General features: G+C 38.4%; 32 protein-coding genes. 4 read left to right on the forward strand and 28 right to left on the reverse strand.

Annotated elements, in window-relative coordinates; all coding sequences use genetic code 11:
• Positions 1 to 100: 100 nt before the first annotated feature.
• From EO119_RS01955 to EO119_RS02045, 23 genes are all read right to left on the reverse strand, one after another.
• A complete protein-coding gene (locus EO119_RS01955) occupies positions 101 to 487 on the reverse strand; it encodes a single-stranded DNA-binding protein (RefSeq protein ID WP_126940476.1) in 387 nt (128 codons plus the stop codon).
• Positions 480 to 860, reverse strand: coding sequence for a hypothetical protein (locus EO119_RS01960; RefSeq protein ID WP_126940477.1), 381 nt, complete (start codon positions 858 to 860; stop codon positions 480 to 482). The genes EO119_RS01955 and EO119_RS01960 overlap by 8 nt, the downstream gene beginning before the upstream one ends.
• Positions 857 to 1,294 (reverse strand): DUF5651 domain-containing protein, encoded by a 438-nt coding sequence (locus EO119_RS01965; protein WP_126940478.1) that lies wholly within the window; start codon positions 1,292 to 1,294, stop codon positions 857 to 859. Before EO119_RS01965 ends, EO119_RS01960 begins: the two co-directional genes overlap by 4 nt.
• Before the next feature lie 4 nt (positions 1,295 to 1,298).
• On the reverse strand, positions 1,299 to 1,511 hold the full coding sequence (locus EO119_RS01970) for a hypothetical protein (RefSeq protein WP_126940479.1): 213 nt from the start codon (positions 1,509 to 1,511) through the stop codon (positions 1,299 to 1,301).
• A gap of 8 nt (positions 1,512 to 1,519) precedes the next feature.
• The gene (locus tag EO119_RS01975) at positions 1,520 to 1,918 is read right to left on the reverse strand and encodes a helix-turn-helix domain-containing protein (protein ID WP_126940480.1); all 399 of its coding nucleotides are present in this window, start codon (positions 1,916 to 1,918) and stop codon (positions 1,520 to 1,522) included.
• A gap of 32 nt (positions 1,919 to 1,950) precedes the next feature.
• On the reverse strand, positions 1,951 to 2,361 hold the full coding sequence (locus tag EO119_RS01980; protein WP_126940481.1) for a hypothetical protein: 411 nt from the start codon (positions 2,359 to 2,361) through the stop codon (positions 1,951 to 1,953).
• 7 nt (positions 2,362 to 2,368) lie between these two features.
• Positions 2,369 to 2,740 carry a hypothetical protein gene (locus EO119_RS01985; protein WP_126940482.1) on the reverse strand — a complete coding sequence of 124 codons (372 nt, stop codon included), beginning with the start codon at positions 2,738 to 2,740 and terminating at the stop codon, positions 2,369 to 2,371.
• A 53-nt stretch (positions 2,741 to 2,793) separates the two neighbouring features.
• A complete protein-coding gene (locus EO119_RS01990; protein WP_126940483.1) occupies positions 2,794 to 3,267 on the reverse strand; it encodes a DUF3310 domain-containing protein in 474 nt (157 codons plus the stop codon).
• Positions 3,257 to 4,018 carry an ATP-binding protein gene (locus EO119_RS01995; protein WP_126940484.1) on the reverse strand — a complete coding sequence of 254 codons (762 nt, stop codon included), beginning with the start codon at positions 4,016 to 4,018 and terminating at the stop codon, positions 3,257 to 3,259. The genes EO119_RS01990 and EO119_RS01995 overlap by 11 nt, the downstream gene beginning before the upstream one ends.
• Positions 3,969 to 4,742 carry a Lin1244/Lin1753 domain-containing protein gene (locus EO119_RS02000; RefSeq protein ID WP_126940485.1) on the reverse strand — a complete coding sequence of 258 codons (774 nt, stop codon included), beginning with the start codon at positions 4,740 to 4,742 and terminating at the stop codon, positions 3,969 to 3,971. Before EO119_RS02000 ends, EO119_RS01995 begins: the two co-directional genes overlap by 50 nt.
• Before the next feature lie 16 nt (positions 4,743 to 4,758).
• On the reverse strand, positions 4,759 to 5,643 hold the full coding sequence (locus EO119_RS02005; protein WP_126940486.1) for a recombinase RecT: 885 nt from the start codon (positions 5,641 to 5,643) through the stop codon (positions 4,759 to 4,761).
• Positions 5,644 to 5,657: 14 nt separating this feature from the next.
• Entirely contained in the window at positions 5,658 to 6,590 is a 933-nt protein-coding gene (locus tag EO119_RS02010) for a YqaJ viral recombinase family protein (RefSeq protein WP_126940487.1), read from the reverse strand.
• A 3-nt stretch (positions 6,591 to 6,593) separates the two neighbouring features.
• Entirely contained in the window at positions 6,594 to 6,752 is a 159-nt protein-coding gene (locus tag EO119_RS08075) for a hypothetical protein (protein WP_164725659.1), read from the reverse strand.
• Positions 6,753 to 6,803: 51 nt separating this feature from the next.
• Positions 6,804 to 6,974, reverse strand: a complete 171-nt coding sequence (locus tag EO119_RS08080) for a hypothetical protein (RefSeq protein ID WP_164725660.1) — start codon at positions 6,972 to 6,974, stop codon at positions 6,804 to 6,806.
• Between the two features lie 38 nt (positions 6,975 to 7,012).
• A complete protein-coding gene (locus EO119_RS02015; RefSeq protein WP_126940488.1) occupies positions 7,013 to 7,279 on the reverse strand; it encodes a helix-turn-helix transcriptional regulator in 267 nt (88 codons plus the stop codon).
• A 4-nt stretch (positions 7,280 to 7,283) separates the two neighbouring features.
• Complete coding sequence (locus EO119_RS02020) at positions 7,284 to 7,604, reverse strand: LysM peptidoglycan-binding domain-containing protein (RefSeq protein WP_164725661.1); 321 nt, start codon at positions 7,602 to 7,604, stop codon at positions 7,284 to 7,286.
• Positions 7,555 to 7,776 carry a hypothetical protein gene (locus EO119_RS08085; RefSeq protein WP_164725662.1) on the reverse strand — a complete coding sequence of 74 codons (222 nt, stop codon included), beginning with the start codon at positions 7,774 to 7,776 and terminating at the stop codon, positions 7,555 to 7,557. Before EO119_RS08085 ends, EO119_RS02020 begins: the two co-directional genes overlap by 50 nt.
• 138 nt (positions 7,777 to 7,914) lie before the next feature.
• Positions 7,915 to 8,175 (reverse strand): hypothetical protein, encoded by a 261-nt coding sequence (locus EO119_RS02025; protein WP_126940490.1) that lies wholly within the window; start codon positions 8,173 to 8,175, stop codon positions 7,915 to 7,917.
• Positions 8,175 to 8,603, reverse strand: coding sequence for a hypothetical protein (locus EO119_RS02030; RefSeq protein WP_126940491.1), 429 nt, complete (start codon positions 8,601 to 8,603; stop codon positions 8,175 to 8,177). Before EO119_RS02030 ends, EO119_RS02025 begins: the two co-directional genes overlap by 1 nt.
• A complete protein-coding gene (locus tag EO119_RS02035) occupies positions 8,604 to 9,071 on the reverse strand; it encodes a helix-turn-helix transcriptional regulator (protein ID WP_126940492.1) in 468 nt (155 codons plus the stop codon).
• A gap of 326 nt (positions 9,072 to 9,397) precedes the next feature.
• On the reverse strand, positions 9,398 to 9,607 hold the full coding sequence (locus tag EO119_RS02040) for a hypothetical protein (protein ID WP_126940493.1): 210 nt from the start codon (positions 9,605 to 9,607) through the stop codon (positions 9,398 to 9,400).
• 3 nt (positions 9,608 to 9,610) lie between these two features.
• Positions 9,611 to 9,754, reverse strand: coding sequence for a hypothetical protein (locus tag EO119_RS08090; RefSeq protein WP_164725663.1), 144 nt, complete (start codon positions 9,752 to 9,754; stop codon positions 9,611 to 9,613).
• A 66-nt stretch (positions 9,755 to 9,820) separates the two neighbouring features.
• Positions 9,821 to 10,021, reverse strand: coding sequence for a helix-turn-helix transcriptional regulator (locus tag EO119_RS02045; RefSeq protein ID WP_206168783.1), 201 nt, complete (start codon positions 10,019 to 10,021; stop codon positions 9,821 to 9,823).
• Positions 10,022 to 10,142: 121 nt separating this feature from the next.
• Between EO119_RS02045 and EO119_RS02050 the strand changes: the two genes are divergently transcribed.
• From EO119_RS02050 to EO119_RS02065, 4 genes are all read left to right on the forward strand, one after another.
• Positions 10,143 to 10,493 (forward strand): helix-turn-helix domain-containing protein, encoded by a 351-nt coding sequence (locus EO119_RS02050; protein WP_164725664.1) that lies wholly within the window; start codon positions 10,143 to 10,145, stop codon positions 10,491 to 10,493.
• A 600-nt stretch (positions 10,494 to 11,093) separates the two neighbouring features.
• A complete protein-coding gene (locus tag EO119_RS02055) occupies positions 11,094 to 12,674 on the forward strand; it encodes an ATP-dependent endonuclease (protein ID WP_126940495.1) in 1,581 nt (526 codons plus the stop codon).
• 65 nt (positions 12,675 to 12,739) lie between these two features.
• Positions 12,740 to 13,615, forward strand: coding sequence for a DNA adenine methylase (locus EO119_RS02060; protein ID WP_126940496.1), 876 nt, complete (start codon positions 12,740 to 12,742; stop codon positions 13,613 to 13,615).
• A gap of 163 nt (positions 13,616 to 13,778) precedes the next feature.
• Positions 13,779 to 14,879, forward strand: coding sequence for a tyrosine-type recombinase/integrase (locus EO119_RS02065; RefSeq protein ID WP_126940497.1), 1,101 nt, complete (start codon positions 13,779 to 13,781; stop codon positions 14,877 to 14,879).
• Positions 14,880 to 14,949: 70 nt separating this feature from the next.
• On the opposite strand, the gene EO119_RS02070 is transcribed toward EO119_RS02065, so the two are convergent.
• The 5 genes from EO119_RS02070 to EO119_RS02090 form a co-directional block, all read right to left on the reverse strand.
• On the reverse strand, positions 14,950 to 18,522 hold the full coding sequence (locus EO119_RS02070) for a YadA-like family protein (RefSeq protein ID WP_126940498.1): 3,573 nt from the start codon (positions 18,520 to 18,522) through the stop codon (positions 14,950 to 14,952).
• A 215-nt stretch (positions 18,523 to 18,737) separates the two neighbouring features.
• Complete coding sequence (mglC, locus tag EO119_RS02075) at positions 18,738 to 19,745, reverse strand: galactose/methyl galactoside ABC transporter permease MglC (protein ID WP_009353422.1); 1,008 nt, start codon at positions 19,743 to 19,745, stop codon at positions 18,738 to 18,740.
• 10 nt (positions 19,746 to 19,755) lie between these two features.
• Entirely contained in the window at positions 19,756 to 21,267 is a 1,512-nt protein-coding gene (locus tag EO119_RS02080) for a sugar ABC transporter ATP-binding protein (protein WP_062401480.1), read from the reverse strand.
• Positions 21,268 to 21,327: 60 nt separating this feature from the next.
• Positions 21,328 to 22,362, reverse strand: coding sequence for a galactose ABC transporter substrate-binding protein (locus EO119_RS02085; protein ID WP_009353273.1), 1,035 nt, complete (start codon positions 22,360 to 22,362; stop codon positions 21,328 to 21,330).
• A 62-nt stretch (positions 22,363 to 22,424) separates the two neighbouring features.
• Positions 22,425 to 23,588, reverse strand: a complete 1,164-nt coding sequence (locus EO119_RS02090) for an ROK family transcriptional regulator (RefSeq protein WP_126940499.1) — start codon at positions 23,586 to 23,588, stop codon at positions 22,425 to 22,427.
• Positions 23,589 to 23,590: the final 2 nt, after the last annotated feature.

The following is a 23,590-nucleotide window of genomic DNA, read 5'->3' on the forward strand; positions in this document are numbered from 1 at the left end:
CAACCACGCTGTAAAACTCAAATTTTAGTGTCATATTGCTCGACTTTGTGAACTTTGGATAGATTTCCTATCATCCACAAAATCGAGCTTATACGCCACATTAGAACGGAATTTCCTCATGTGATGTCGTCATGCTGTCAAAGTTGCTCGTTGATGTTTGCGCCCCTGGTGTCTGTTCTTGACCTGTGCAGAAGTCTACCACGACTTCTGTTACATAACGTTTTGAACCGTCTTGCGCTTCATAGGAACGTGTTTGTAAGCGCCCTTGAACGAATACCTTTTGCCCTTTCATGAATTGGCTCATATACTCGCCATTCTTTCCCCATGCCACGCAATTCACAAACGCCGTAAGTTCTTTCGCTTCACCAGTTTGTCCTTTATAGGTAGTAGTCGCTGCTACCGTAAATGTAGCTACCGATGAACCACTTTGCGTATATCGCAACTCCACATCTCTAACCAAATTTCCTAACAACTGTACGTTATTCATTTGTTTCCTCCCATATCACTTCCACATAATCAGTATGTAATTTTTCCACATCTCTGTAAATGTAATCTGCCAAATGTCGTACGAACTTAGGGCTATCATTTTCCAACAAACCAGCTTGCACCATGCCATCTAATACGAATTTCTTAGCAAATGCTATATTATCGCTATCGTGACGGCCCTTCACATGCCACTTGAAAATCATATCTACTTTACCTTTTGGCTTAACAATCAGTCTGTCTTTACATTGCCACGCTACCTCATTAGTAAGCTCGTCCTTAATCTTAGCAGCTGCGTATTTGTTCCTTCGCTCTGTATTAATGTACTCGTTTAGGTAAACAAAGTCGCAATAAATTTTAATTGTATTTACCATCATTCCACCTTGTAGGGGCAACCATCGGCGCATTCATCATATACTGGTACACATGCGTGAATGAAGGCTGTCCGTAATTCGCAATTCGTAAAATCTTTCCTATTGCAGTTTTTGCAAGTACCACCTAACGCATGATCCACTAGCACCGCTAGATATTCGTCGCTTTCCTCTTCCTCTTTCTTTGTATAGGCGGATGTCTGCACTGTCTTTACACCATAATGCGCAACTAACCGCATCACCTGACGACGTTGCTCCATATCCAAATCTTCAATGACATGTTTCATCAAACTTTCAGCAAACGTCGCTATCGTATTCGCCTTACGTTTCCATTCGCCCTGGAGATTAAACGATTCAATCATATTCTTTGATTCTTGGTTCATACAGGCCAATAACAGCACGTTTTGTTTGTTGCGACTATTTAAATATCGTCTCTTCACCTACTCACCCCTCCACCCAAATAATCGCTTGTTCATACATTTCGTATAATTCTTCAAATTCAGTATCATCGAGTACAGGCTTCAACTGTTTTAGTAATGGCAATGCCTGATACTTTACCTTCCAAAACTCTTCATCATTGTTACCTGGCCAATATGCCATGGTCATGATTAAATCTAAGGCTTCCGCTTTCAATTCTTCAATTTCATATTCTGTCATAACTTACCTCATTCTTTTAAAGCGGTTTCAATAATCGCCAATGCATGGCCTACTACTATGCGTTTTTTGCCACTCAAATTACAACCATCCATTAATTTGCTTACATATGCCTTTAATCCGTTAATATCAACTATTGTACAATTATTACTAATTACTAAATGCTCTGTTACTTCTTCGGTGATTATAATCTCGTCATCATATCCAGCCAAATATTCCTCGCTAACTCCTAACAGATCAGATAGTTTTGTTAGGTTTACACCTGTCAAGCTTGATGTGCCATTCTCCCACATTCTAACGCTTTGAATGGATACCGCAATTTGTTGCGCCATTTGTAATTGTGTTAGTCCTTTAATAACCCTTGCCTCTCTAAGTCGTTTAGAGAACGTTACCAAATTCTTTACTTTCATGTTTTACTCCTTATTTATTAAACCTTCATCCTTTATTTGTTATAAATCCATGTATCTCGTTCCCTAAGTGTAACTGATTCACCAAAGTCTCTTAAAGCGTCAATTATCCACTCGAAACTAGCCCATGCTTCATCACTGTTCTCACAAACTTCTAACACGTCTCGCAATTCCAATACCCTGCTGGTGTAAACACTATAGAGCAAATAGTAACATCCCATCATATCAACAACGAATGTATCCCATTGATATATCGCCTTTGAGCGACTCATAGTATATGTAGCAATTGTATCGCATACATGATATAACACCATCGCTTGCGCCTTAATCTTTTGGCGATAACTGTGGTTCATGATAGTTTGCATTTCACGCTTTAAAAGCTCTGCATGGTCATGTAATTTTTTGATTGCATCGTAATTAATTTGTACTTCTTCCTCAGATTTCAAGCCATCCTCACCACCAATCCACTTCAATTTCAATCGGTTTTGAATGCAACCAATTATCTATGCGCTCCCTTTCTTTAATCGCCTTCTGTAATTCACGGAATTTACCACCGAATTGTTGCAATACGGAAATAGACTCTTTCATATTCTCTTTTGATACAATTCCCTCATCGATTAACTTCATTTCTGAATCGTATTCAAAATCAATTTTTGTCAGGGTTAAAACTTCATCCCACACCGTTACATCATATGCAGTATCTGCATCAAAATGTAATGATGTGCTAGTGTTTTTAATTTTCTTTTCATTGGATCCAAGGATAACTTTGTATGCCTCACCATTTCCAAATCGTTCATCCCAAATTGGCAGTAATAAAATGTTCATTACATCAACTCCTTAACAAGCCACTCAAAAATTCCATCTTACTCTTATGAGTTTTACAATACGCCGTCTTTCTCTAAAACACGTCCAAAATTTTCTAACTTCTCGTTATACTTGACTTGTCGTAACAACCCTTTATACTCACTAGCAACATAGTATGCAATTATGCAATTCAATTTATTAATCTCATTTTGGTCCTTATGATACTCCGAAATATAATCCTCCAATAGTTTCAATCTTTCATTGTATCTCCACTCTAAATAACGTAGTTGGTGCGGTAACAAAAGTTCTTCAAAAGTCTTATTTTCTTTCTCTGCCTTGATATTTGTTAACACTTTAATTTTACGCTCTAAAAATGCCACTGCCTTTTGCAAGTCCTCAATCTCTTTTGATGGGTCTTTATATCCAGCACGAGCAATATACTTGACCGCATTCCCTGTATGGTAATCCAACCCTTGATCTTCAATAAATTCCCACACCTCAATCTTTCCTCGATTGTAATGTGATGGATTCTTTACATTATCGCTCATTATTTTCCTCCTTATTTACTCGTAAGCTTTGACCTTTAAATTTAAGTACTCCGCATGTTTCTCTCAATCTATCGTATATTCTAGTGTTATACCGTTCTACTAAGGCTTCATGGCTTAAATTCGTCGTAATAATAACAGGTAGCATTCGGTCGTATCGTTCGCCAATAATGCTTTCCATTTTCTCTACGAGCCATGAATGGTTGTTTCTGTCAGATTCTGCGCCAAAATCATCAATTACTAGCAACGGTACCGTTCTAAGAAGGTGATCATAATTCGCAAGCTCCTTACGATCACTGTTCAGCAGGTTGAGTAGCTTATCATTTAGGCTGATATTGTTTACAAATAGACAACGTATGCCTTGTTCTACTGCCTTGCGCATAATCGCAATAGCCAGTGTAGTCTTTCCAGTTCCTACTAATCCTTTTAACACTAGTCCTTGCCCATCATTTATGTGGTTGTATATTTCTTTTCCATATAAATAAGCTTTTCTATAGCTTTCTCTGTCACACTCATTAAAATTATTATTATCAATAATCCACTCAAATGTAATGTGTTGCTGTCTTTTTTGAACCCCATATTTACCTAATATAGGTCTTGGGTCTATATATACTGGTTCGTCATACTGAGGCTTGTCAAAAAAATACTCTTTAGGATTGCTATTTTCTTTATCTAATAAATTAGCGATAAACTTAGATCGCTCGCTAGAGTCCATCTGGCTCTGTGCTCCAATCAATTTCCCTACGCTTTCCACGGATTACACCACCTCCATTTTTACTATCTATCTCCTTATTCCTTAAAATGCCCTGCACGTAGTTCAACATAGGCTTACCTTTATTTACAGCAGTCTCCATTGCATCAAGTACACTAGATTCTCCAAAATCGTCAACCATCGATGCCAATAGGTCACTAGTAAATGCGGTAAGCTCTCCAAAATGATTCATAAAATAAGAAACAACACGATTCACTTCTTTTGTTTTGTTTTCTTTTATTTTATTTTCTTTACTTTTCTTTTCTTTACTTTGTTCATTATGAGATACATTAATTGAGTTAATGTCGACATTAACTAAGTTATTGTGCCCATTAATAGAAATAAGCAGAAATCTCCCGTCGTACTGAACCCCTTTTCTTTTTTTTGTTGCTTCAAAAAAAGTCTTCTGGATAGACTCGGAAGTCAGTATTCCAAAGTCGTCCAACATATTGGCATCAAAGAATCCAAGCTCAATCGCTTTCTTAATTATCTCTTCAACAGCGCCCTCACTAATCCCAGATCGCAATGCGTCCGAAATAAGGAAAGCAAGGTCGTTACTCCGCTCAATGTAGTACCCTTTACCTTGGTAGATACGACACAGCAGCTCAATAATCACTGCGATTGAGTTGATTCCTTGTGCACTTATTAAGCGCCTTACCTTTAAATTAGTAAGTAAGTTAACGTCTAAGGGGAAGTAGTCAAGGCCTTGTTTGTTAGGTCTTGCCATTAGTTGCCCTCGCTAACTATTTACTAAACATGGATTCCATGTATTCCCCTGTTTCAGTATCCACAGTTCCACCATCTTCGGTGGTAATTACCGTTGGTTCTTCATCATAAACTACCACCGCATCGGCTTCAATGGAGTCTCCATCGAACTCCGCTTCCAGTGTTCCATCATCGTTCATTACCATCTTTCCGCCGTCATTGGTGATCGCATCTACCATTGGTTGCCCTTGCATCTCAATGGATAGGATGCCGTATTTGCTGATTAACCGTTTGAGTACGGTTTTAATGGCCATGCTGTGGAAGTCTGTGATGCCCCATTTGTTAGTCCCGCCTTTATAGTTCTTACTGAACTTCTTGGCATGGGCTTGCATTTCCTCAATGCTCATATACAAGTACTTTTCAAACCCGTTAACCAACTTGAAGTAGGCGATATATCCCACGATCTTATCAGATGTCTTTTCACCAAACTCGTATTCGCCTGTAAAGCGGTTTTGTTTGACGATTTCACCCTCATATACCTCAGCTGCATTGATAGTCTGATATTGGCCAGTCCGCATTGCCAATTGAATGTAGCCTTTGTACCCCATTTGGAATTGGGCCTCATCTTTATACGGGATAATATAGGCGAATCCTAAGTTTTGATTAATTGGTAAGTCTAATGATGCCGCCATAGCACCAGCTGCGATGACCGTCTTCGGGTCTACCCTTGATAGCAGTTTGTTGTTATTTACTACCGCTAGTAAGCTACTAATAAACCCTGGTGCTTTCTTTCCCAGTAACTCTTCAAATCGTGCCTTTACACTATCTTGGGACACCAACCCTTGGATGGTCACCGCCTTTTGTGATTCTGCCGTTTGTACAGCACCCTTCTTGATGCTTAACCCTTGTGATACGCTTGCCATGTTGTAATTCCTCCTTATTTAATGCTAAATGTTGAACGAGTATCTTCGCCTTTTACCATGTATTGCTTATGTAATTCTGGATGATCCGCTTGGAATTGTTTTGTATTGAAACGGCTTGCACCTTTTCGCATTTTCCAAGTAACCTTGAACCCGCCAACAGTTCCTACCTCATTTTCTCCAAGCAAGGATTTCAGGATATTTTCAGCTTCATCCTTAGCCTCTGTGGCTTCTTTAATCTTTGCCTTTGCGGTGTTGTATTGGTTAATGTAATTCACCGCCACATCATCAAGTTCTATTGTCTGTTCGTTGGATTTTCCGTACATCATCTTGAGTGCTTCGGAGCTTGATTCGCTACCAGTAACAGCAGGCACTGTAGCGCTTTCAACCATATCCCAAAACACTTTACCCTCTCGAATGATAGCCTCGATGACTTCCTCATTTCTTGGGATTTCCTTGTATATAAAGGTGTTGCCACCAAGTAAGCAAGCAATCCACCAAGATGACTTGCCTGTAACTGCCATATAGTGCTGACATTGGATATAGTAGGATGTAGGAACTTCATCCCCTTCCCACTCATCCTTTTTAAAGGCATTAGCAGTTTTACATTCTAACCCCGCATCGATGCCAACGATCTCACGATCAATGTTGGCCAATAGGTAAGGATATTCCGTTGATTGAAGGGTGTAATTATTGTTTCGGATTTTCCACCCAGTCCTTTTCGCAAACTCCTGGGCGACCACTTCCTCAAGTACGTTTCCCCAATACATTGGTTCGTTTTCCTCGACTGGTGGTAATTCTCCACGTTTATCGAGCCACACACTCACCGCATCACGGTATTTGTTAAACCCTAGGATTGCAGCCATATCACTGCCACCAATGCCTTGTTTACGAGCCTCTAACCACTCATCATGAGTGGCATTCTTGCCGTTAAAGATTTTCTTATACATGTTTTAGTGAACCTCCTCAATTTCATCTATTTCAGCCTTGATGATATATGGGATATTGCTATGCAAAATGAAATCAGCATAATCGCTATCATCAAAGTTATCTGCCACATCATCAGGGTCTTGCCCCTCATTGAGGGGGATGGTGATATCAATTGGCACCATTGCGTACCCCCTCATTCGATACGTTTTACCACAATTCATCGCTTTTCCTTTCTATTTGTTAGCGAATAGTTTTTTTAACCCTGAAACGTCAGTAAGCATCACCTTACTGGCGTTTCTTTCATACTCTCTATTCACCTCTATTACTAATGCATCCCATTGATGTTTCGGAATGCCCTGTAACATATCAATTATTAGATACAATTTTTTGCTATTATCTTCCATGGTTCCTCCCACCTGTGATATACTATAGTTACATTATTTTAATTAAGTCCCTCGATGTTAGCGCATCCTTGAGGGGCTTTTTCTTTTAAGTAGAACTTTTGGCTATCCATAAATACGGCGTAACCGCTTGTTACCTCTGATGGTTTTAATCCTAAGAATTTACAAAACTTCATCAACTCTAGAATCGTTAGGTTAACTGGTTTACCATTAACCAATCGACATAGCCTATCTTTTGGGATGCCAACCAATCTAACAATTCTACTTTGCTTGATTCCTAGGCCTTTACAGTATGCTTTTAAATCCATATGCTTACTCCTTGATTGCTCTAACTCTGAGCGTCATTCCAGGATGAATTGTTCCATCTTGCAATTTGTTGGTAGTCATAATCTCCCTAATCGTTTGGCGCACATCTTCCGATTCTCCCACCGCATCTTTTGCGATAGTCCACAATGTATCACCGTTTTGAACGATTACCTCACGGTCTTCATACTCAACCACATTGCTAGGGAATGCCGCATTATATAAAGCTACTGTCATGATAGGCACCATAGCAACCATTGCCACCCTATCCCAATAGATTTTAAAATTCTTCCGTTTCGAGCATTTGCTCGATTTTTTTTGTTTTTGCATCACTTTGTCCCCACCATTCTTTGAATTTGTGCCAGTACACGTAGTATGTGTACGCTTTGCCATGCATCTGAACTGCATCGCCCCATTCCCATTTGTTGGCACGCAGTCCGCACCGAACAAATTGGGGTGATACGCCCATGATGTCAGCAATATGTGTAGGTGTTACCTTCATGTTGCCTCCTTAAAAGAAAACCGACTTAACAACTTGCGCCAATACATAAACAATGAATGCCACCACTGCCAACCACACTAAAAATGTTGTTAGTAAACCTCCGATTAATTTTGCCAGTTCTTTAGCCATAATTACCTCCTAAATAATAATTGAAATAAACCATGCGATTAAGATCACTACAAACACTAGTGTGATTGTTGCTCCTATATTTTCTAAGCGTTTATTATGCTTGCTCTCTTCATCTTCTTGGAGTTGCTTACGCTTACGCTCTTCTTGCTGTTGAATATAAGCGAGCTGTTGCTCCACTTTCTTTTCAACCTCTAGCTTTTTCTTGTGCTTGGCCATAATGTGGTACGGCTTTTGCTTGCGTGTTCTTGCGTTTTTGTTTCTTCTTGGCATTAACCCTCCAATATTTTGTATATGTGACTTAATATAAATAATCCTACTCCCGCACCAAATCCAAGCGCTAAAAACATATAAGTCATTTCTAAGAAATCCACTGCTTTATCTGCCAATTTCCCCATTAGAGTTTTCTCTAACTTATTGTTGCGGGGCACTAGTGCCATATTCTTTTGATGGTTATCTTTAATCTCTTGAAGCTCTTGCTTCGCTTTAAGATACTCCAATGGTGCATATCTATTTAATAAGATATGGAGTTCCTTAGCACATTCTAAGCTAACTTCTATTCTCCGGATAAGTTCTTCACTCGGATTATCCTTGCATTCATTGATGCAAGTATTTGCTAATTGTAAGTACGCATCTCGTCTATTAGCAATAAATTCCTCTTGTTCTTCGCTAAGGGTCCCAGCAAATTCTCCTCTATCCATTTACATCCTCCATCTATATTCAATTTCCAATCGTAATAACTCCAGCAACGTATTCACATCGCCTTTTGAAAGTGCTATTCCATCGTCTTCAATGCCATCAGTGATAGATGTAGCAAGTTCTTTCAGCTCTATGTATTTGTCTTTTACATAGTTACCAGTTTTTGGGGTCACATTGTTGTTTAGTAAAAGGTTAAGTGTACCTTCACCATTTTGGTAAAAGCTCATCTTTCCACTTCCTTCCCATATCATCGGTTCTCCGTCATCATCACCCAGATACAAACGATCAGGCGAAATATCTAAAGCCTTTGCAATAAGTAATCGCTTATCTTGCTTTGGCAAATACTTCCCATTAATCCAATCAGATATGGTTGATGCACGAATGCCTGTTAGTTTAGCAAGGTCAGTTTGAGACAATCCTCGCTCTTCTAGCAAATTGGATAAGTGTTTACTAAAATCTTCCTTTGTCATTCTCCTTCACATCTCCTTAGTTACCCCTTATCAAATCTCAAAAGCTCAAAAGTTACATCCATTGAATACTCAGAAGCTTTCTCACTTAAATCGCTTGCATCACTTCCCGATAAGAATTTAAACCAATTTGCAGCATAATATTTTTTCTCGAACTCAACTAATTCTCTTAAATTATTTTGAACATACTTATAACGCTCAAAATGCTTAATCGCCTCTTCTAACTGCTTTTCATATCATTCTTGTAAATATTCCCGTTGTTCTTTCGTTAATGTTCTTACGAAGTCTTCATTTATCATAATCATCTTTCTGCCACTTATTCATTCTTATTAATTCGCATTAGCAAAGTGTGCGATTGCTTGTACTGCCTCATCAACAAATGCATCAATCTCACTTTCACTGCAAATACTTCTTAAATCTTTCAAAACAAATGAAATGTGAGTGCTTTTATATCCGAACTCTTCCATATCTTTAGCATTCAATAATTCATTCAAAGTGCTATAAAAGTCTTGTTTTAATCTAATTTGTTTTTCTATCATGTTTTACTCCTTATTAGCGAGCCTCTCTTGCAGGGGTCTATTTACTTTTTCTTGTAATTCGTGTAACCTTTCCATTTCTTTAATTGCTTCATCTAATTCTGTTTTATCTACTGAAATAGTGATTGCTACTTTGATTTCTTTACTCACCTCATCACCTCACTTCCGTGGTTGCTATACTTTAACCATACAGTTTACTTTTAGTGAACTATGTGGCTAAAAAAATAAGCTTTGAACTGACGTATCAAAAAAATGCGCTAAGCGAACTTTTACTTCATCTCTTGGCACTCGTTCATTTGCTTCATACATAGCGATTGCAGATGCTGATACTCCAACTCTTTCAGCTAATTGTCTTTGAGATAAATTCATTTTTAATCTTAACTTCATAATTTTTTTACCGATTTTATTGTTCATCATTACACCTCCTTTAAGTTCACTTAAAGTTTACACCCAAAACAATTCTTTGTCAATCACTTTTTGTGAACTTTTTTCTTGAACTTTGTTCACAAAATGTGATATATTATTTATGAAAGGAGTGATGAATATGTCATTCGGTAAAATATTAAAAGAATTGCGTACCGAACGTAAGGTTACACAACAAGAACTTTCAGACTATTTAAATATATCTAAAAGCATGATTAGTATGTATGAATCCAATCAAAGAAAACCTAGCTATGAAATGTTAGAGGCTATAGCAGATTTTTTCAATGTTGATATGAATAGATTATATGGAGCGCCAAGTAATGCTTATTACATCGACCCAGCAGTCAGTGCCAAAGCAGAATATGCAAGGGCTCAAGAAGGTATCTTATTAGATGCAGCTAAAGACCTAAGCGATGAAGATTTAGATTATGTGGTTGATTTGGTAAAACGATTAAGGGGGAAATAATCATTTATAACATAACGATCATATACCACGACTTGCCAAGCTCAATCAATGCTACATTATGCACGAGCGAGGATACAGATTGTTACACCATATTAGTCAATAAGAATAAGCCTATTGATGTGTTAAGGGAAAGCATCGCCCACGAGGTGTGCCACATCATGGAGGGGCATTTTACACAAGACATGCATGCAGGGATTATAGAATCCCTCTTACATGGAAATGAAATAGGGTTCAATGAAGATGAAATAAACTTCTTCTATCAGTTTGTAGATTAAAAAAACTCCCCTACTCCACGGTGATGAAGTAAGGGAGAGCCCTATATACAATGCGTATCCGCACGAATTTGTTGAGGTCAACAAAATGCACACCAATCAAGTAGCACAACTTATACTGCTTCTAAATCAATTTTTTATTATTGATTTTTTATGATTTCTTCCATATAATAGAGACAAGATAAGTGCAGATGTTATCCCTCAGGGGACCTGTATGAAAAGTAACCTTCTCTATTATATCGAGTAATAGAGGGGGTTATTTTTTTTGAAACCATTCTTTAATTATTTTCATATATATATTTATTCGCTTTTACCATGAGGTTATTCTATGAAAATCACTAAATTAGATATTCATTCATTTCGATTATTTAAAGATGTTTCTCTAACTTTAGGATCTAGAATCACGGTCATTACTGGTACTAATGCCGTAGGAAAATCTACTATCCTTGGGTTATTAGGAAATTCCAGTGAGTTAAAGAAAAAAGAAGGAGCACCCATTCTAAAACCTCGATTCCGTTGTGAGTTTAGTGAAATTTTTAAAATGTCACAAGAGTTTGACAAAAAAGAGCCAAAGGTTGCAACTGTTACCTTTGATACTGGTAAAGAACTCTACTATCGTATATCTTGGCAAAAAAATAAAGATAAAGATACCAATCGTGGTCGTTTAATCCCTAACTCTGAGGTAGATGGCTCAAAAAGCAGCGCTAAGAATAAATGGCCTGTCTTATATTTAGGCTTAACCCGCCTTTACCCTTTAGGTGAAGCTATTCTTTCTACCAATAAAAATAAACCATTTAAAATATCTGAGGACTTATTAAATACATACTCTAACATTTTATCTCTACATGAAACGATTGAATATACTAATGAAGTGCATCTAACTGATATTCAAAAAAAGGTTTCCTTTGGAGTTAATACCTCGACCTATAATTACATCTCTAACTCTGCAGGTCAAGATAATTTAGCTCAAATTTTGTTAGCAGTAGAATCATTTGCAAAACTAAAGGAAAAACAAGGTGATGATTACCAAGGTGGTTTACTACTAATTGATGAACTTGACGCTGCTCTACACCCTTCTGCACAAGTTAAACTTTTCAAATATTTATATGATATTTCTAAGAAACTATCGTTACAAATTGTATTTACCACACACAGCATTACATTACTAGAATACGCTATAAAAAAACGTGATGAAAGTTATCATAGTAATGCAACGGAATCACCTATTCTAGTTCATTATTTTTCACGGGCTAATCATGAAATATCCCCAAAACACTATGACTCACCAGATATTGATAAAATACGTGACCTATTAACTGAGTCTATCTCTATGGTTTCTAAACCCAAAGTAAAAATTATCTCAGAAGATGCTGAAGCTCGTTGGCTAATAAAAGAGCTTATCCCTGATGAGTATATTTCTAAAATAGATTTACTTGATACAACTGTTGGTAGTAATGAAGTCATATCACTAGCCAAGTGTGATAGAAGCTTTTTCAATAATAGAGTTATTATTATTGATGGAGATATTAGAACTGAATCATCTAAAATTAATGAAATTAACTCTTTAAATGCTCAAAAATCTCATATTCTGATATTACCAACGTCAACCTCCATCGAAAAGGGCCTATTGGATTTTCTATTAAGTGATTCAACAAACATAGCGAATTACTATGAAAATGAATGTGCTGATAGATACAATATTACAAAAAATGCAATCATCAACAAAGCAGAAGAACTCGAACATCTATGCACTAGAAGAACTGATCGCGAGGTATATAAGGAATGGTTTAATGAGTTCCTAATTATTTTTAAAGAAACACATCTGTTAGAATATTGGAAACTAGAACACCAAGAGGAAGTCAATACATTTATTGCCGAGTTTACTCAAGCTGTAGATGAGTTATATTAGTATGCTTTTTATATATTGGCCAACACAACTAGTTCTGAGTTATCCTTAGATAAGGAGGTGAAATTATGTCACATACAAAATCTATTTTACGGTACCCAGGTGGTAAATCTAGTCTCTCTAAGTTCGTATCTCATCTATTAACAATTAATCATCTAGATAAAGGAATTTATTGTGAACCTTTTTCTGGTGGAGCAGGAATTTCAATAGATCTTCTACTTTCCGATACAGTAAAATCTATCATCCTAAATGATTTAGACATCAGTATTTTCTCTGTTTGGAATGCTGTACTGAATGAAACTGAACAATTAATTGATTCTATCATCAATACACCTGTGACAATTGAGGAATGGCACAAGCAACGAGAAATCTACTTACAACATTGCAATGATGCAAATTATAGCTTTGAACTTGCCTACGCTACTTTCTTTTTAAATCGTACTAATAGAGCCGGTATTATTACTGGTGGCCCCATTGGTGGTCTAAAACAGGCTTCAACATATTCCATCGACTGTCGCTTTACAAAGCAGACTTTAATAAAAAAAATATCTCAAATCTCTAGCAAAAAAGATAAAATCCAGCTATATAATCTCGATGCCTCCGACCTCTTAACTTCTGTTATTAGACATATACCGCCTAATGAACTATTTGTATTTTTTGATCCACCTTATTATAGACAAGGTAAAAACCTCTATAAAAACTCTTTTACTCATCAAGATCATGTATCGTTATATCATGCAATCCGAAACTTTGATGAGTATAATTGGATAACAACATACGATAAAACTGATGAGATTTATGATATTTATAAAAATCTTCCCTCTTTTACATATTCATTACAATACTCTGCCAATGTGACAAGGTTGGAAAAAGAATATTTGTTTACTAGTCCAACTTTAAAAGTAGAATCTTATAAAAATATTCAACTATATCCAGTTTCATAACTCTTATTTACCTCAGTAAATTTTATATAAAAAATACCTCCCCAGCGCCAACTGGAGAGGTAGAATATGAACATACCTAAAGGGTGGTACATCACATATATTCAACACATATATTGTACCACTTTTTAGGTGTATTTGCTACACATGAAAGGTGGTTATTTTTATGGCATTAAAACGTTCTAACGGATCAGGTTCCGTTTACAAAATGAAACATAAAAAACTGCGCAAGCCGTTTCGTGCAGTCATCACAACTGGATGGACTGATGAGGGCAAGCCAATTCGCAAAACTCTAGGAACCTATGCGAGCCAGAAGGAAGCCTACGAAGCATTGGCACTATTCTCTAATGACCCAACGGCGCTAGAGAGAAAACGAGTGATTACTGTTGAGCAGTGCTTTCAATGGTACTTTGAAGAAGCGGAGCGAATGGGGCTTTCAGCTGGTCGAATAGAAGTCATTGATTCCGTTAAGAAATTAATGAAACCTATTCACCACATGGATATTACCATATTGAAAACGGCGCATGTGCAAGCTATATTTGATAAGTTTACTTATAGTCAATCATACCAACAAGCTATCAAATCTGTTTTAGTTAAAATTTGTAATATAGCCATTAAAAATGAAGTAATTTCTAAAAATTATATGAGTGATATTATTATTAGCAAGAAGGCTGCTCCAATTAAGAGAGCGACACCGTTTACTCAAGAAGATATTTATAAGTTATGGCTACACCAGGATGATCTAACCGTCCGCATCATTCTTATCTATATTTACACAGGAGTCCGCTTAAACGAACTCTTAAATATGAAAGTGGATGATATTCACTTGAAGGAACGGTATATGGTTGGCGGTTCAAAGACAGACGCAGGGCGTGACCGTATCATTCCTATTGCAGAATGTATCGTACCGTTTGTACAAGAATTGTACTCCACAGCAAAATTTAAACGGTCAATGCATCTATTTGATGGAGTGATGGGAAAAACAAATTACAGGGGTAGACTCGCATCAGTTTGTGAGAAATTAGGTATAAAGAAACGCAAGCCACATGATACACGTCACACGTTCATCACATTGTGCAGCGACTATGAAATCCCAGAAATCATAGTAAAGCATATTGTTGGGCATGCTACATCTAAGAATATCACCCAGGGCGTGTACACCCATAAAACAATCGAGCAATATATCGATGCAGTGAATAAACTTCCACATGGTGATGACCTCAAAAAGGTTGAGCAACGGTTGAGCAACCGTGTCGAAAACTCATAAAATTAGAGCAAATCATAAATGAGAAAACCCCGTAAACACGCATGGTTACGGGGTTTATATATTTTACTGATTATTTACGAACCATAGCTCGTAATTCTTGCATTTCCTGTTGCAATGTCACAATATCTTGACGTAAGTTATCATTTTCCGCTGTCAGAACTGTAAGTTCACGACCATAGGCTTCTTTCATAGCTACCATTTCATCATGCAATACTAGCACAGAAGAAATTGGGCCATTACGATAACGTTCTGGTATAGCTTTTTTCTCTGGACTATTACCAAATTTAAAAGTTGCACCACCATTAACCATAGTGCCACCACGTACCATAGATACACCAGCATGGAACATAGTAGATTCTTTAGTATAATGAGCCACCCCTAATGCTACGGCATTCACATTTTTATAATGTCCAACGCCAGCCATAATTTGTGTTGGTTCTAATGGATCATATTGAATTGGTTTTAATGCAGATAATGCAGCGCCTAGGGCATCACCTCTACGGCTTTCCTTACGTAATTCTTGTAAATCACTACCAAGTTCACCAATTTGGCGCTCTAATTTTTCATAGTTATGATTATCTCCTTTAGAACCGCCTTCTAAAGATTTACGGAAATCATCTTCTGTTTTATTTTCATTACCTTTGATTTCTTTCCAGTATTCATAAGCGGATTTGCCTTTAGCGCCATCTTTACCGGCTTTCCCAGCATCACCTTTGTCGCCTTTAGGGCCTACTACGCCAGTTTCACCTTTATCGCCTTTAGGTCCTACTGCACCTGTTGCGCCGGCTTCACCTTTTTCACCTTTAGGACCTACTGCACCATCTTTACCTTTTTCACCTGTAATGGCCTTGATAAAGTCGTCTTTTGTCTTGCTTTCGTTACCTGGTAATCCTTTCCACACTTCGAAAGCAGACTTACCTTCAGCTCCATCTTTACCAGCTATGCCAACATCGCCTTTGTCGCCTTTAGGTCCTGCTGCACCAGCTACTCCAGCGTCACCTTTTTCTCCCTTCTCACCTTGTGGCCCTTCTGCACCATCATTACCTTTTTCACCTGTAATGGCCTTGATAAAGTCATCTTCTGTCTTGCTTCCGTTACCTGGCATGTCTTTCCACACTTCGAAAGCAGATTTACCTTTAGGCCCTACTTCACCTTGTATCCCTTGATCACCTTTAGGACCTACTGCACCTGTATCGCCCTTAGGACCCTGAACACCTTGTGGGCCTTGTGGACCTACTCCACCAGTACCACCACCAGCACCACCTGGCCCCTGTGGTCCTTGTGGGCCTTGAGGACCTTGTGGGCCTACTGCACCGGTTTCACCTTGCGGACCAGTAATAGCTTTGATAAAATCATCTTTTGTCTTGCTTCCATTGCCTGGCATTTCTTTCCATACTTCAAAAGCAGACTTTCCGTCAGCCCCAGTATCACCTTTGGCTCCAGTTTCACCTTTTTCGCCTTGAATGCCTTGGTCACCTTTAGCACCTGGATCGCCTTTATCACCTTTATCACCTTTGAAGTCTGGATCACCTTTTAACTCATCCTTATTTAAGCTGAAAGTATATGTTTTACCATATTCTCCACCGTCATTCGTAGTAATCGAGATACCTTTACCTGGTTTTAATACTTCTTTCAAGGAATCTACAGTCAATACAGGGCTTGTAGTAGAGGAAGAACCATCTTTACCGCCTGTAGTCAAAGTTAATTGACCTTTATCGTTTCCACCCAAGGTAATATTCATTGTAGGATGAGCAAAGTTAACACCTGTAAACGTTGGCGTATTAAGCATGCCAATACGCAAAATAGAGTCTGTTGGGTCTTTATAAGTAATTAGATTATCAGAGCTATATAACGTTGGTGCCGCATACTCGCTTTTACCATCTGGAGCTTTGGCACCAGCTTGTGGAGCAACTCCATACACAGTATTTGCCTTGCCTTGGATCTTAATCTCTTTATCACCTGGTGTGTACACACGTGTATCAGGTGTTGTAGTAGCTACAGTTCCATCTGCATTGAATGGCACATCATTACCTGCCAAAATAGTATTACGTTTTTCTAAGGCTTTTAATTGCGCTACATTGACAGCATCAGTATCTTCTCCACCGGCTGCTACATTAATAATTTGGCGAGTTTTACGATAGCCTGGACGTCTATCACCTACAGACACAGCGGAATTAGTTGCTTTCCACGTAGGATCATTTGCACTCGCAAATGCAGCACTGGAAAAATGTGGACCATGTAAAGCTGCATCATAACCATTAGTAGAGGCATCATTCGTCCCGCGATCCGCATAGGACTCTCCACCTAATGCAACACCATGTCTTACAAATGTCTTCGCACTTAAGCCAAGGCTAACACCAGCATAGGCCTCCTTATTTTTTCCTGATTCTCCAACCTCACTACCATGACCAATAGCAATAGCCCCATTTCCATAGGTCTTTGTATTGCCACCTACTGCAATGGCTGCAAAATCATTTGCATAAGCACTATATCCCACGCTTACAGACTGACTTCCCTCTGCATGTGCGGAATCACCTAGCGATGTTGCACCTACTGCAGTTGCAGTCGCTGTACGACCTACAGCGACTGTATTGTCTGCACTTGCCTTGGATGAAGCACCGATAGCCAAGGAGGAGTTTGCAGCCAATGCACGAGTACCCACCGCTGTACTATGTTCTCCTGCTGTTCTTGTGCCTTCACCAATATTGACACTATAGATACCAGTTTCACTAATTCCTTTACCAATAGCTACTGTATTTTCAGACTTATCGCCAATTTGTACATTACGTCCAATCGCAATGGCATTCTCACTCTTAGAATACGCCCTTGGACCAATGGCAATAGCCCCCTCTTTGGTAGCTCCATTATTTTTCTCATTGCTATCTACCCCAAGGTCTCGACTTTTTATAGAAATGTAACGTGGCTTTTCACGTTCTACACGATTGCGAAGTACTTTTAATTGTCCCACTGTGGCAGCATCGGTATCTTCAAAGCCTGCTGCTACATTAGTAATTTGACGAGTATGTTGTCCATCAGCTTTAGTACCACCTACAGATACAGCTCCATCAGTAGCATTCCAAGCGCTACTAATAGCCGCATTGCCAGCTTCATTGGCTTTTTCTATAGCATCTGCATAGGCCTTTTCTGCAACTACCAAATCTTGATCTGCTTTTTTCTTTTGGGCCTCCGCAGCTGCTATTGCAGCATCTGCATCACTCTCTTTTTTTTCTTTTTTACTCTTAGCTCGTTCAACATCTTCTTCTGCTTGTAGCACTTTATAATTCGCTTGACGAATCTTTTCATATAAAGCTTCTAGCGCTGGATTATCTGCTCCCGCTTCGCCTACTTTATAATGTGTGTTACTCATTGGATTATAACCAATGTAATCATTACTTTTGCCAACACGATCTGCAATAGAACCACTGCCTAGTGCTACGCCACTTACTGCACTAGTAGTTGCCTCATATCCTATGGCTAATCCATCCACTGCATTCACATTAGAACTAGCACCTACAGCAATGGCATTCGCACCATCGACCTGACCACCAGTTACTGTATACTCTGTACTAGCTGCATAGCCTGCTATATGGCCTCCCAAGATTAATACACTTGCTGCATATACTGCGGCATTATGTTTTCTCATACTACACCCCTTATAGTTTGATAAAATCCTTAATTCATGCTAACAAATCGCTATGAATTAAGTTGAAACATTTCTTATTAATATTGATTATATACCACTTTTGTATACTATTCAAATCGAATTTTTTAAACATTATCGATGACTTTTGACATATAAAAAGCCTCTGACTTTTACAAATATGCAAAAGCCAGAGGCTAATACCTTACTGCTCTAGATTATTTACGAGCCATAGATTTACGTACGTCGAAAGCAACCGCTACGACAATAATCAAACCTTTAATAATCAACTGCCAGTATGGTCCCATTCCAACGAATGTTAAACCATAGTTAATAACTGTAAAGATCAACACACCAGCGATGATACCAGGTACAGTACCGATACCACCAGTGATGGATACACCACCTACAACAGATGCTGCGATAGCATCTAACTCGTACATGTTGCCATAGTTATTAGTAGCACCACCAGTACGAGCTGCTTCCAAGATACCACCTACGCCATACAAAGCGCCAGCGATAACGTAGATAATCACTAGTGTTACTGCTACGTTGATGCCAGATACGACAGCTGCTTGTGGATTACCACCAATAGCAAACATGTTTTTACCAAGAATTGTTTTGTTATATACCACATACATGATTAAAGAAATCACAGCAGCGATAATAACAATGTATGGAATCGTCATAAATCCAAGGTCTAAAGAGCCTGTACCAATTTGTGTAAACTCTGGACGTAAACCACCAATCGGTTGGGAATTATTCGGCTCCATATCAAAATATAAGGAACAAATACCGTAAGTAATAACCATAGTACCTAGTGTGGAAATAAATGGTACGATTTTTAAATACGCTACGATCACACCAGAAACTAAACCGATGATAGCACCCACCACGATAGCAATCACGATTGGTAGAATCAAAGGCAATTCTGGTAAGTGTTCAAAGAACGGACGTGGATAATCTGGCAACTGAGTTAAGGACGCAGATACCACTGCCGTCAAACCAACCACACGACCTGCAGATAAGTCACACCCTGCGGTAATCAAGATCATAGCAGAACCTAATGCAATGATAATACGTGGGGAAGACTGAATTAAAATATCACGAAAACTTGTGACGGATAAAAAGTTCGGGCTATACATAGAAATAGCCGCTACTAGTACTACTAGTACCAAATAGATAATATTCTGGGAAAGAAACTTTCCTAATTTACCTTGGCTCATACGATACCTCCTAGACTAAACCAGCTGTCGCTAGTTCCATTATTTTTTCTTCTGTCGCTTCATGTGCATCCAAGATGCCACTCATATATCCATTACTCATAACCATAATGCGATCACTCATACCCAATAACTCAGGCATTTCTGAGGAAATCATAATGATACTTTTACCGGCACTAGCTAGTTCATTAATAATGGAATAAATTTCATATTTCGCCCCTACATCGATGCCCCGTGTCGGTTCATCCAAGAGTAGGATTTCTGGATTCGTATTTAACCAACGGGCAATCAATACCTTTTGTTGGTTACCACCAGAAAGACTTTGAATTTTCGTTTCTGTAGATGGTGTCTTCACTCGCAAGGAAGTCACACCTTCTTTTGTATCGTCTAGTCGTTTTTCGTCATTTAATAGTTTGAACTTATTTTCATATTTCGGTAGCGCTGCCATCGTTGTATTATCTACAATGGTGAGCATTGGGAAAATCCCTGTAGTACGGCGTTCTTCTGTAAGCAATGCCATACCCAGTTTTTTCGCATCTCGAGGGTGACGAATACGCACTTCTTTGTCGTGTAAATAAATCTTTCCAGATTCAATGCCACGAAGACCAAATAAGGCTTCGATAACCTCTGTTCGTTGCGCTCCTACTAGACCACCTACACCAAGAACTTCACCTTTACGAAGAGAGAAGCTTACATCTTTAAAAGAATGTGGATGAATAGATGTTAATTTTTCTACACGTAATACTTCTTCACTTGGAGTATTTGTTTTTTCAGGGAATAACTGAGTCATTTCACGACCTACCATTCGTTGAATGATAAGATCTGTCGTTAATTCATCAGCATGCCAAGTACCTATATATTGACCATCACGCATGATCGTTACTTCATCAGATATGCGTAGGATTTCTTCCATTTTATGAGAAATATATATAATTGCAACTCCTTTTTTACGTAAGGAGTTAATGATTTTGAAAAGATGCTCTACTTCATCACTCGTTAAGGAAGAGGTAGGTTCATCCATAACAATAATTCTAGATTGGTGGGAAACTGCTTTTGCAATCTCAATATTTTGTAGCTTAGAAACAGATAAATCACCAGCTAATTGTTCTGGGTCGATATCTACATCGATTTCATTAAACAAGGCCAGTGTGTCTTCTTTCATTTTTTTATGGTCCACAAATGTAAAAGGACCAATTTTTTTGGTTGGGAATCGACCTAACCATAGATTTTCCATAACATTACGCTGTAATACAGGGTATAACTCTTGATGGATCATGGAAATTCCCATTCCAAGAGCTTTTCGGGAATCTGTCATTTCTACTACTTCGCCGTCAATGACCACGTCCCCTTGATCAGGCTTATAAATACCGAACAGGCATTTCATAAGAGTAGACTTTCCCGCGCCATTCTCTCCCATTAGAGCATGTACGGTGCCTGGTCGGACTTTGAAAGTGACATTATCCAAGGCCTTTACGCCAGGAAATTCCTTCGTAATTTGGCGCATTTCTAATATGTACTCGCCCATACATTTTCCTCCTACTAATCAGATAATAAAGGGGGCAAAATGCCCCCTTACTGCATTTTCTTATTTGTCACCTAAAATCTTATCCGCATTTTCTTTTGTTACGATTTCGTAAGGTACCCAAATATATTTACCATCAACAATATCAAAACCTGTATTGTCTTTATTTGGTGTTTCGCCTTTAGCTAACACATAGGAAAGATTAAATACAGCTTGACCTTGTTTTTTAGCATTGTTTAATACTGTACCCAATAATGTGCCGTCTTTCAACGCTTGTACTGCTGGAGTTGTAGCGTCAACGCCTACTACTGGAATGTATTTGCCATTTGTGAAGTAGCCTGCTGCTTTCAACGCTTCAATAGCACCTAATGCCATGTCGTCATTGTTACAGATAACAGCATCAATTTTATCGCCGTAACGGCTCAAGAACGCTGCCATTTTTTCTTGACCTTTAACGCGGTCCCACATACCTGTATCGCTAGCTAACTCTTCTACTTTCATACCTTCTGCTTTAAGAGCTTTAACGGAGTGTTCTGTACGAAGTACTGCGTCTTGGTGACCTGGTTCACCAGTAATCATAACATAGTGGATAACACCATCATTGCTATGGTATGCTTCAGGATGTTTTTTGAAGTAATCTGCTAAGATTTTACCTTGCATTTCACCACTTTGTTCAGCTTTCGCACCTACATAGTATACTTTATCCCATTTAGCCATATCTTCTTTCAATGGTTCACGGTTCAAGAATACCAATGGAATGTTAGCTGCTTTCGCTTTATCAATGATAACGCCTGCTGCTGTGCGGTCTACCACGTTAACGCCGATTGCTTTGTACTTCTTATTGATGAATAAGTCAATCTTTTCGTTTTGTGTTGGTTGAGAGTTTTGGCTATCTACGATATCCACTTTAGCTTTGTCTTTGGCAGCTTTATCAATTTCTGCACGAACGCCACTCATGAAAGTGTCATCAAATTTGTAAATAGCAACCCCAATTTGAGGTTTGTCACCGCTTGCTCCTTGATCGCTTCCGCAACCACCTAACACAAGTGCACCTACTGCTGCAGATGCAAGCATCGCTGCTTTCCAAGATCGTTTCATAATAATATCCTCCTTTTAGATATCCTATATACCTATAAGACTAGTGTATCTAGTCGTGGTACCTACCGTAACCAAGCTTCTTCAGCTCGTTTTGCACTGACAATATCAATCATACCTAACAATGTATAATAAGAGCCATTGCCGGAATATTCTAGATTAATCGTATGTGCTTTGTATGAATTGCGTTCTAATACACCTCGCAAAATAGGATCCATTACTCCTACTGCATTACCCATAGCACTGCTCAAAATAATCCGCTCTGGATTAAATAAGTTCGCTATATTGGCTAAAGCAATTCCTAAATAATGCCCTACTCTTGAAAGAGCCTCTAAACACACTTCATCACCTTCTACTGCGGCCTCATAAATAGGCTCTACACGAAATGCTTTGCTCACAACCAATGGGTTATCTTGTACCGACGTATATCGGCCTTTTTCCATTTGTTCCACTACATAGGAATGAATCGATGTTTCCGATGCGATATCTTCCAAGCGCACTTCATTGCCCTCTTCATCTAATCGAATCACACCATATCCAATTTCACCAGCACTATCGTTAAAACCGCGGTAGAGTTCACCATGATAAATCAAGGATATACCGAGTCCATAACTAAATTTAAGGACAATGAGATTATCCATTTCTTTACCACTGCCATAGTAATATTCACCCGTTGATAAACAACGAACATCATTTTCTACATATACCGGCACATGGAATCGCTCTTCTAAGATATACTTGAAAGGAATATTATTCCATTTTCCATTAGGAGAGTAAATAGAAATCCCTTTTCCTGAATCTACAGGTCCACGCAAAACGAGGCCTATACTTTTAATTTTATAGTCTTCTTTGAAAATATCCTGTATGCCACGATACATATGTTGCATGATTTCATCAGCACTACAACCAATAATAGATGTTTCTAATTGCTGTAAAATTTGACGTCCTACTGTAGCCACATAAAAGACAATCGTATGTGTTCTTATATGGACAATCAAATAGGTTTCAATATCATGATTAAAGTCTAACAACATTGATGGGCGTCCCAATGCAGACCGCTCTTGACGATCTTCATAGACCAATCCTTTCCGAATTAAATTCGTACAAATATTAGTCACTGTGGGAGGCGTTATTTTGGTCTGTCTTGCAATCAAGGCCTTTGATACGGGGCCATGACGCCTGATGTAATTCAAAATAATTTCATCATTGCTTATTTGTGGCTTTATCATGA

It is taken from the genome of Veillonella sp. CNR 79/14, assembly GCF_003992185.1.
Classification (GTDB): Bacteria; Bacillota; Negativicutes; order Veillonellales; family Veillonellaceae; genus F0422.

Bases quoted from the DNA above. Each gene is read 5' to 3' on its own strand.
- EO119_RS01955 (WP_126940476.1), bottom strand. From the start codon at position 487: ATGAATAACGTACAGTTGTTAGGAAATTTGGTTAGAGATGTGGAGTTG.
- EO119_RS01960 (WP_126940477.1), bottom strand. From the start codon at position 860: ATGATGGTAAATACAATTAAAATTTATTGCGACTTTGTTTACCTAAAC.
- EO119_RS01970 (WP_126940479.1), bottom strand. From the start codon at position 1,511: ATGACAGAATATGAAATTGAAGAATTGAAAGCGGAAGCCTTAGATTTA.
- EO119_RS01975 (WP_126940480.1), bottom strand. From the start codon at position 1,918: ATGAAAGTAAAGAATTTGGTAACGTTCTCTAAACGACTTAGAGAGGCA.
- EO119_RS01985 (WP_126940482.1), bottom strand. From the start codon at position 2,740: ATGAACATTTTATTACTGCCAATTTGGGATGAACGATTTGGAAATGGT.
- EO119_RS01990 (WP_126940483.1), bottom strand. From the start codon at position 3,267: ATGAGCGATAATGTAAAGAATCCATCACATTACAATCGAGGAAAGATT.
- EO119_RS02000 (WP_126940485.1), bottom strand. From the start codon at position 4,742: ATGGCAAGACCTAACAAACAAGGCCTTGACTACTTCCCCTTAGACGTT.
- EO119_RS02005 (WP_126940486.1), bottom strand. From the start codon at position 5,643: ATGGCAAGCGTATCACAAGGGTTAAGCATCAAGAAGGGTGCTGTACAA.
- EO119_RS02010 (WP_126940487.1), bottom strand. From the start codon at position 6,590: ATGTATAAGAAAATCTTTAACGGCAAGAATGCCACTCATGATGAGTGG.
- EO119_RS08075 (WP_164725659.1), bottom strand. From the start codon at position 6,752: ATGGTGCCAATTGATATCACCATCCCCCTCAATGAGGGGCAAGACCCT.
- EO119_RS08080 (WP_164725660.1), bottom strand. From the start codon at position 6,974: ATGGAAGATAATAGCAAAAAATTGTATCTAATAATTGATATGTTACAG.
- EO119_RS02015 (WP_126940488.1), bottom strand. From the start codon at position 7,279: ATGGATTTAAAAGCATACTGTAAAGGCCTAGGAATCAAGCAAAGTAGA.
- EO119_RS02020 (WP_164725661.1), bottom strand. From the start codon at position 7,604: ATGCAAAAACAAAAAAAATCGAGCAAATGCTCGAAACGGAAGAATTTT.
- EO119_RS08085 (WP_164725662.1), bottom strand. From the start codon at position 7,776: ATGAAGGTAACACCTACACATATTGCTGACATCATGGGCGTATCACCC.
- EO119_RS02025 (WP_126940490.1), bottom strand. From the start codon at position 8,175: ATGCCAAGAAGAAACAAAAACGCAAGAACACGCAAGCAAAAGCCGTAC.
- EO119_RS02030 (WP_126940491.1), bottom strand. From the start codon at position 8,603: ATGGATAGAGGAGAATTTGCTGGGACCCTTAGCGAAGAACAAGAGGAA.
- EO119_RS02035 (WP_126940492.1), bottom strand. From the start codon at position 9,071: ATGACAAAGGAAGATTTTAGTAAACACTTATCCAATTTGCTAGAAGAG.
- EO119_RS02040 (WP_126940493.1), bottom strand. From the start codon at position 9,607: ATGATAGAAAAACAAATTAGATTAAAACAAGACTTTTATAGCACTTTG.
- EO119_RS02045 (WP_206168783.1), bottom strand. From the start codon at position 10,021: ATGATGAACAATAAAATCGGTAAAAAAATTATGAAGTTAAGATTAAAA.
- EO119_RS02050 (WP_164725664.1), top strand. From the start codon at position 10,143: ATGAATATGTCATTCGGTAAAATATTAAAAGAATTGCGTACCGAACGT.
- EO119_RS02055 (WP_126940495.1), top strand. From the start codon at position 11,094: ATGAAAATCACTAAATTAGATATTCATTCATTTCGATTATTTAAAGAT.
- EO119_RS02060 (WP_126940496.1), top strand. From the start codon at position 12,740: ATGTCACATACAAAATCTATTTTACGGTACCCAGGTGGTAAATCTAGT.
- EO119_RS02065 (WP_126940497.1), top strand. From the start codon at position 13,779: ATGGCATTAAAACGTTCTAACGGATCAGGTTCCGTTTACAAAATGAAA.
- EO119_RS02070 (WP_126940498.1), bottom strand. From the start codon at position 18,522: ATGAGAAAACATAATGCCGCAGTATATGCAGCAAGTGTATTAATCTTG.
- mglC (WP_009353422.1), bottom strand. From the start codon at position 19,745: ATGAGCCAAGGTAAATTAGGAAAGTTTCTTTCCCAGAATATTATCTAT.
- EO119_RS02080 (WP_062401480.1), bottom strand. From the start codon at position 21,267: ATGGGCGAGTACATATTAGAAATGCGCCAAATTACGAAGGAATTTCCT.
- EO119_RS02085 (WP_009353273.1), bottom strand. From the start codon at position 22,362: ATGAAACGATCTTGGAAAGCAGCGATGCTTGCATCTGCAGCAGTAGGT.
- EO119_RS02090 (WP_126940499.1), bottom strand. From the start codon at position 23,588: ATGATAAAGCCACAAATAAGCAATGATGAAATTATTTTGAATTACATC.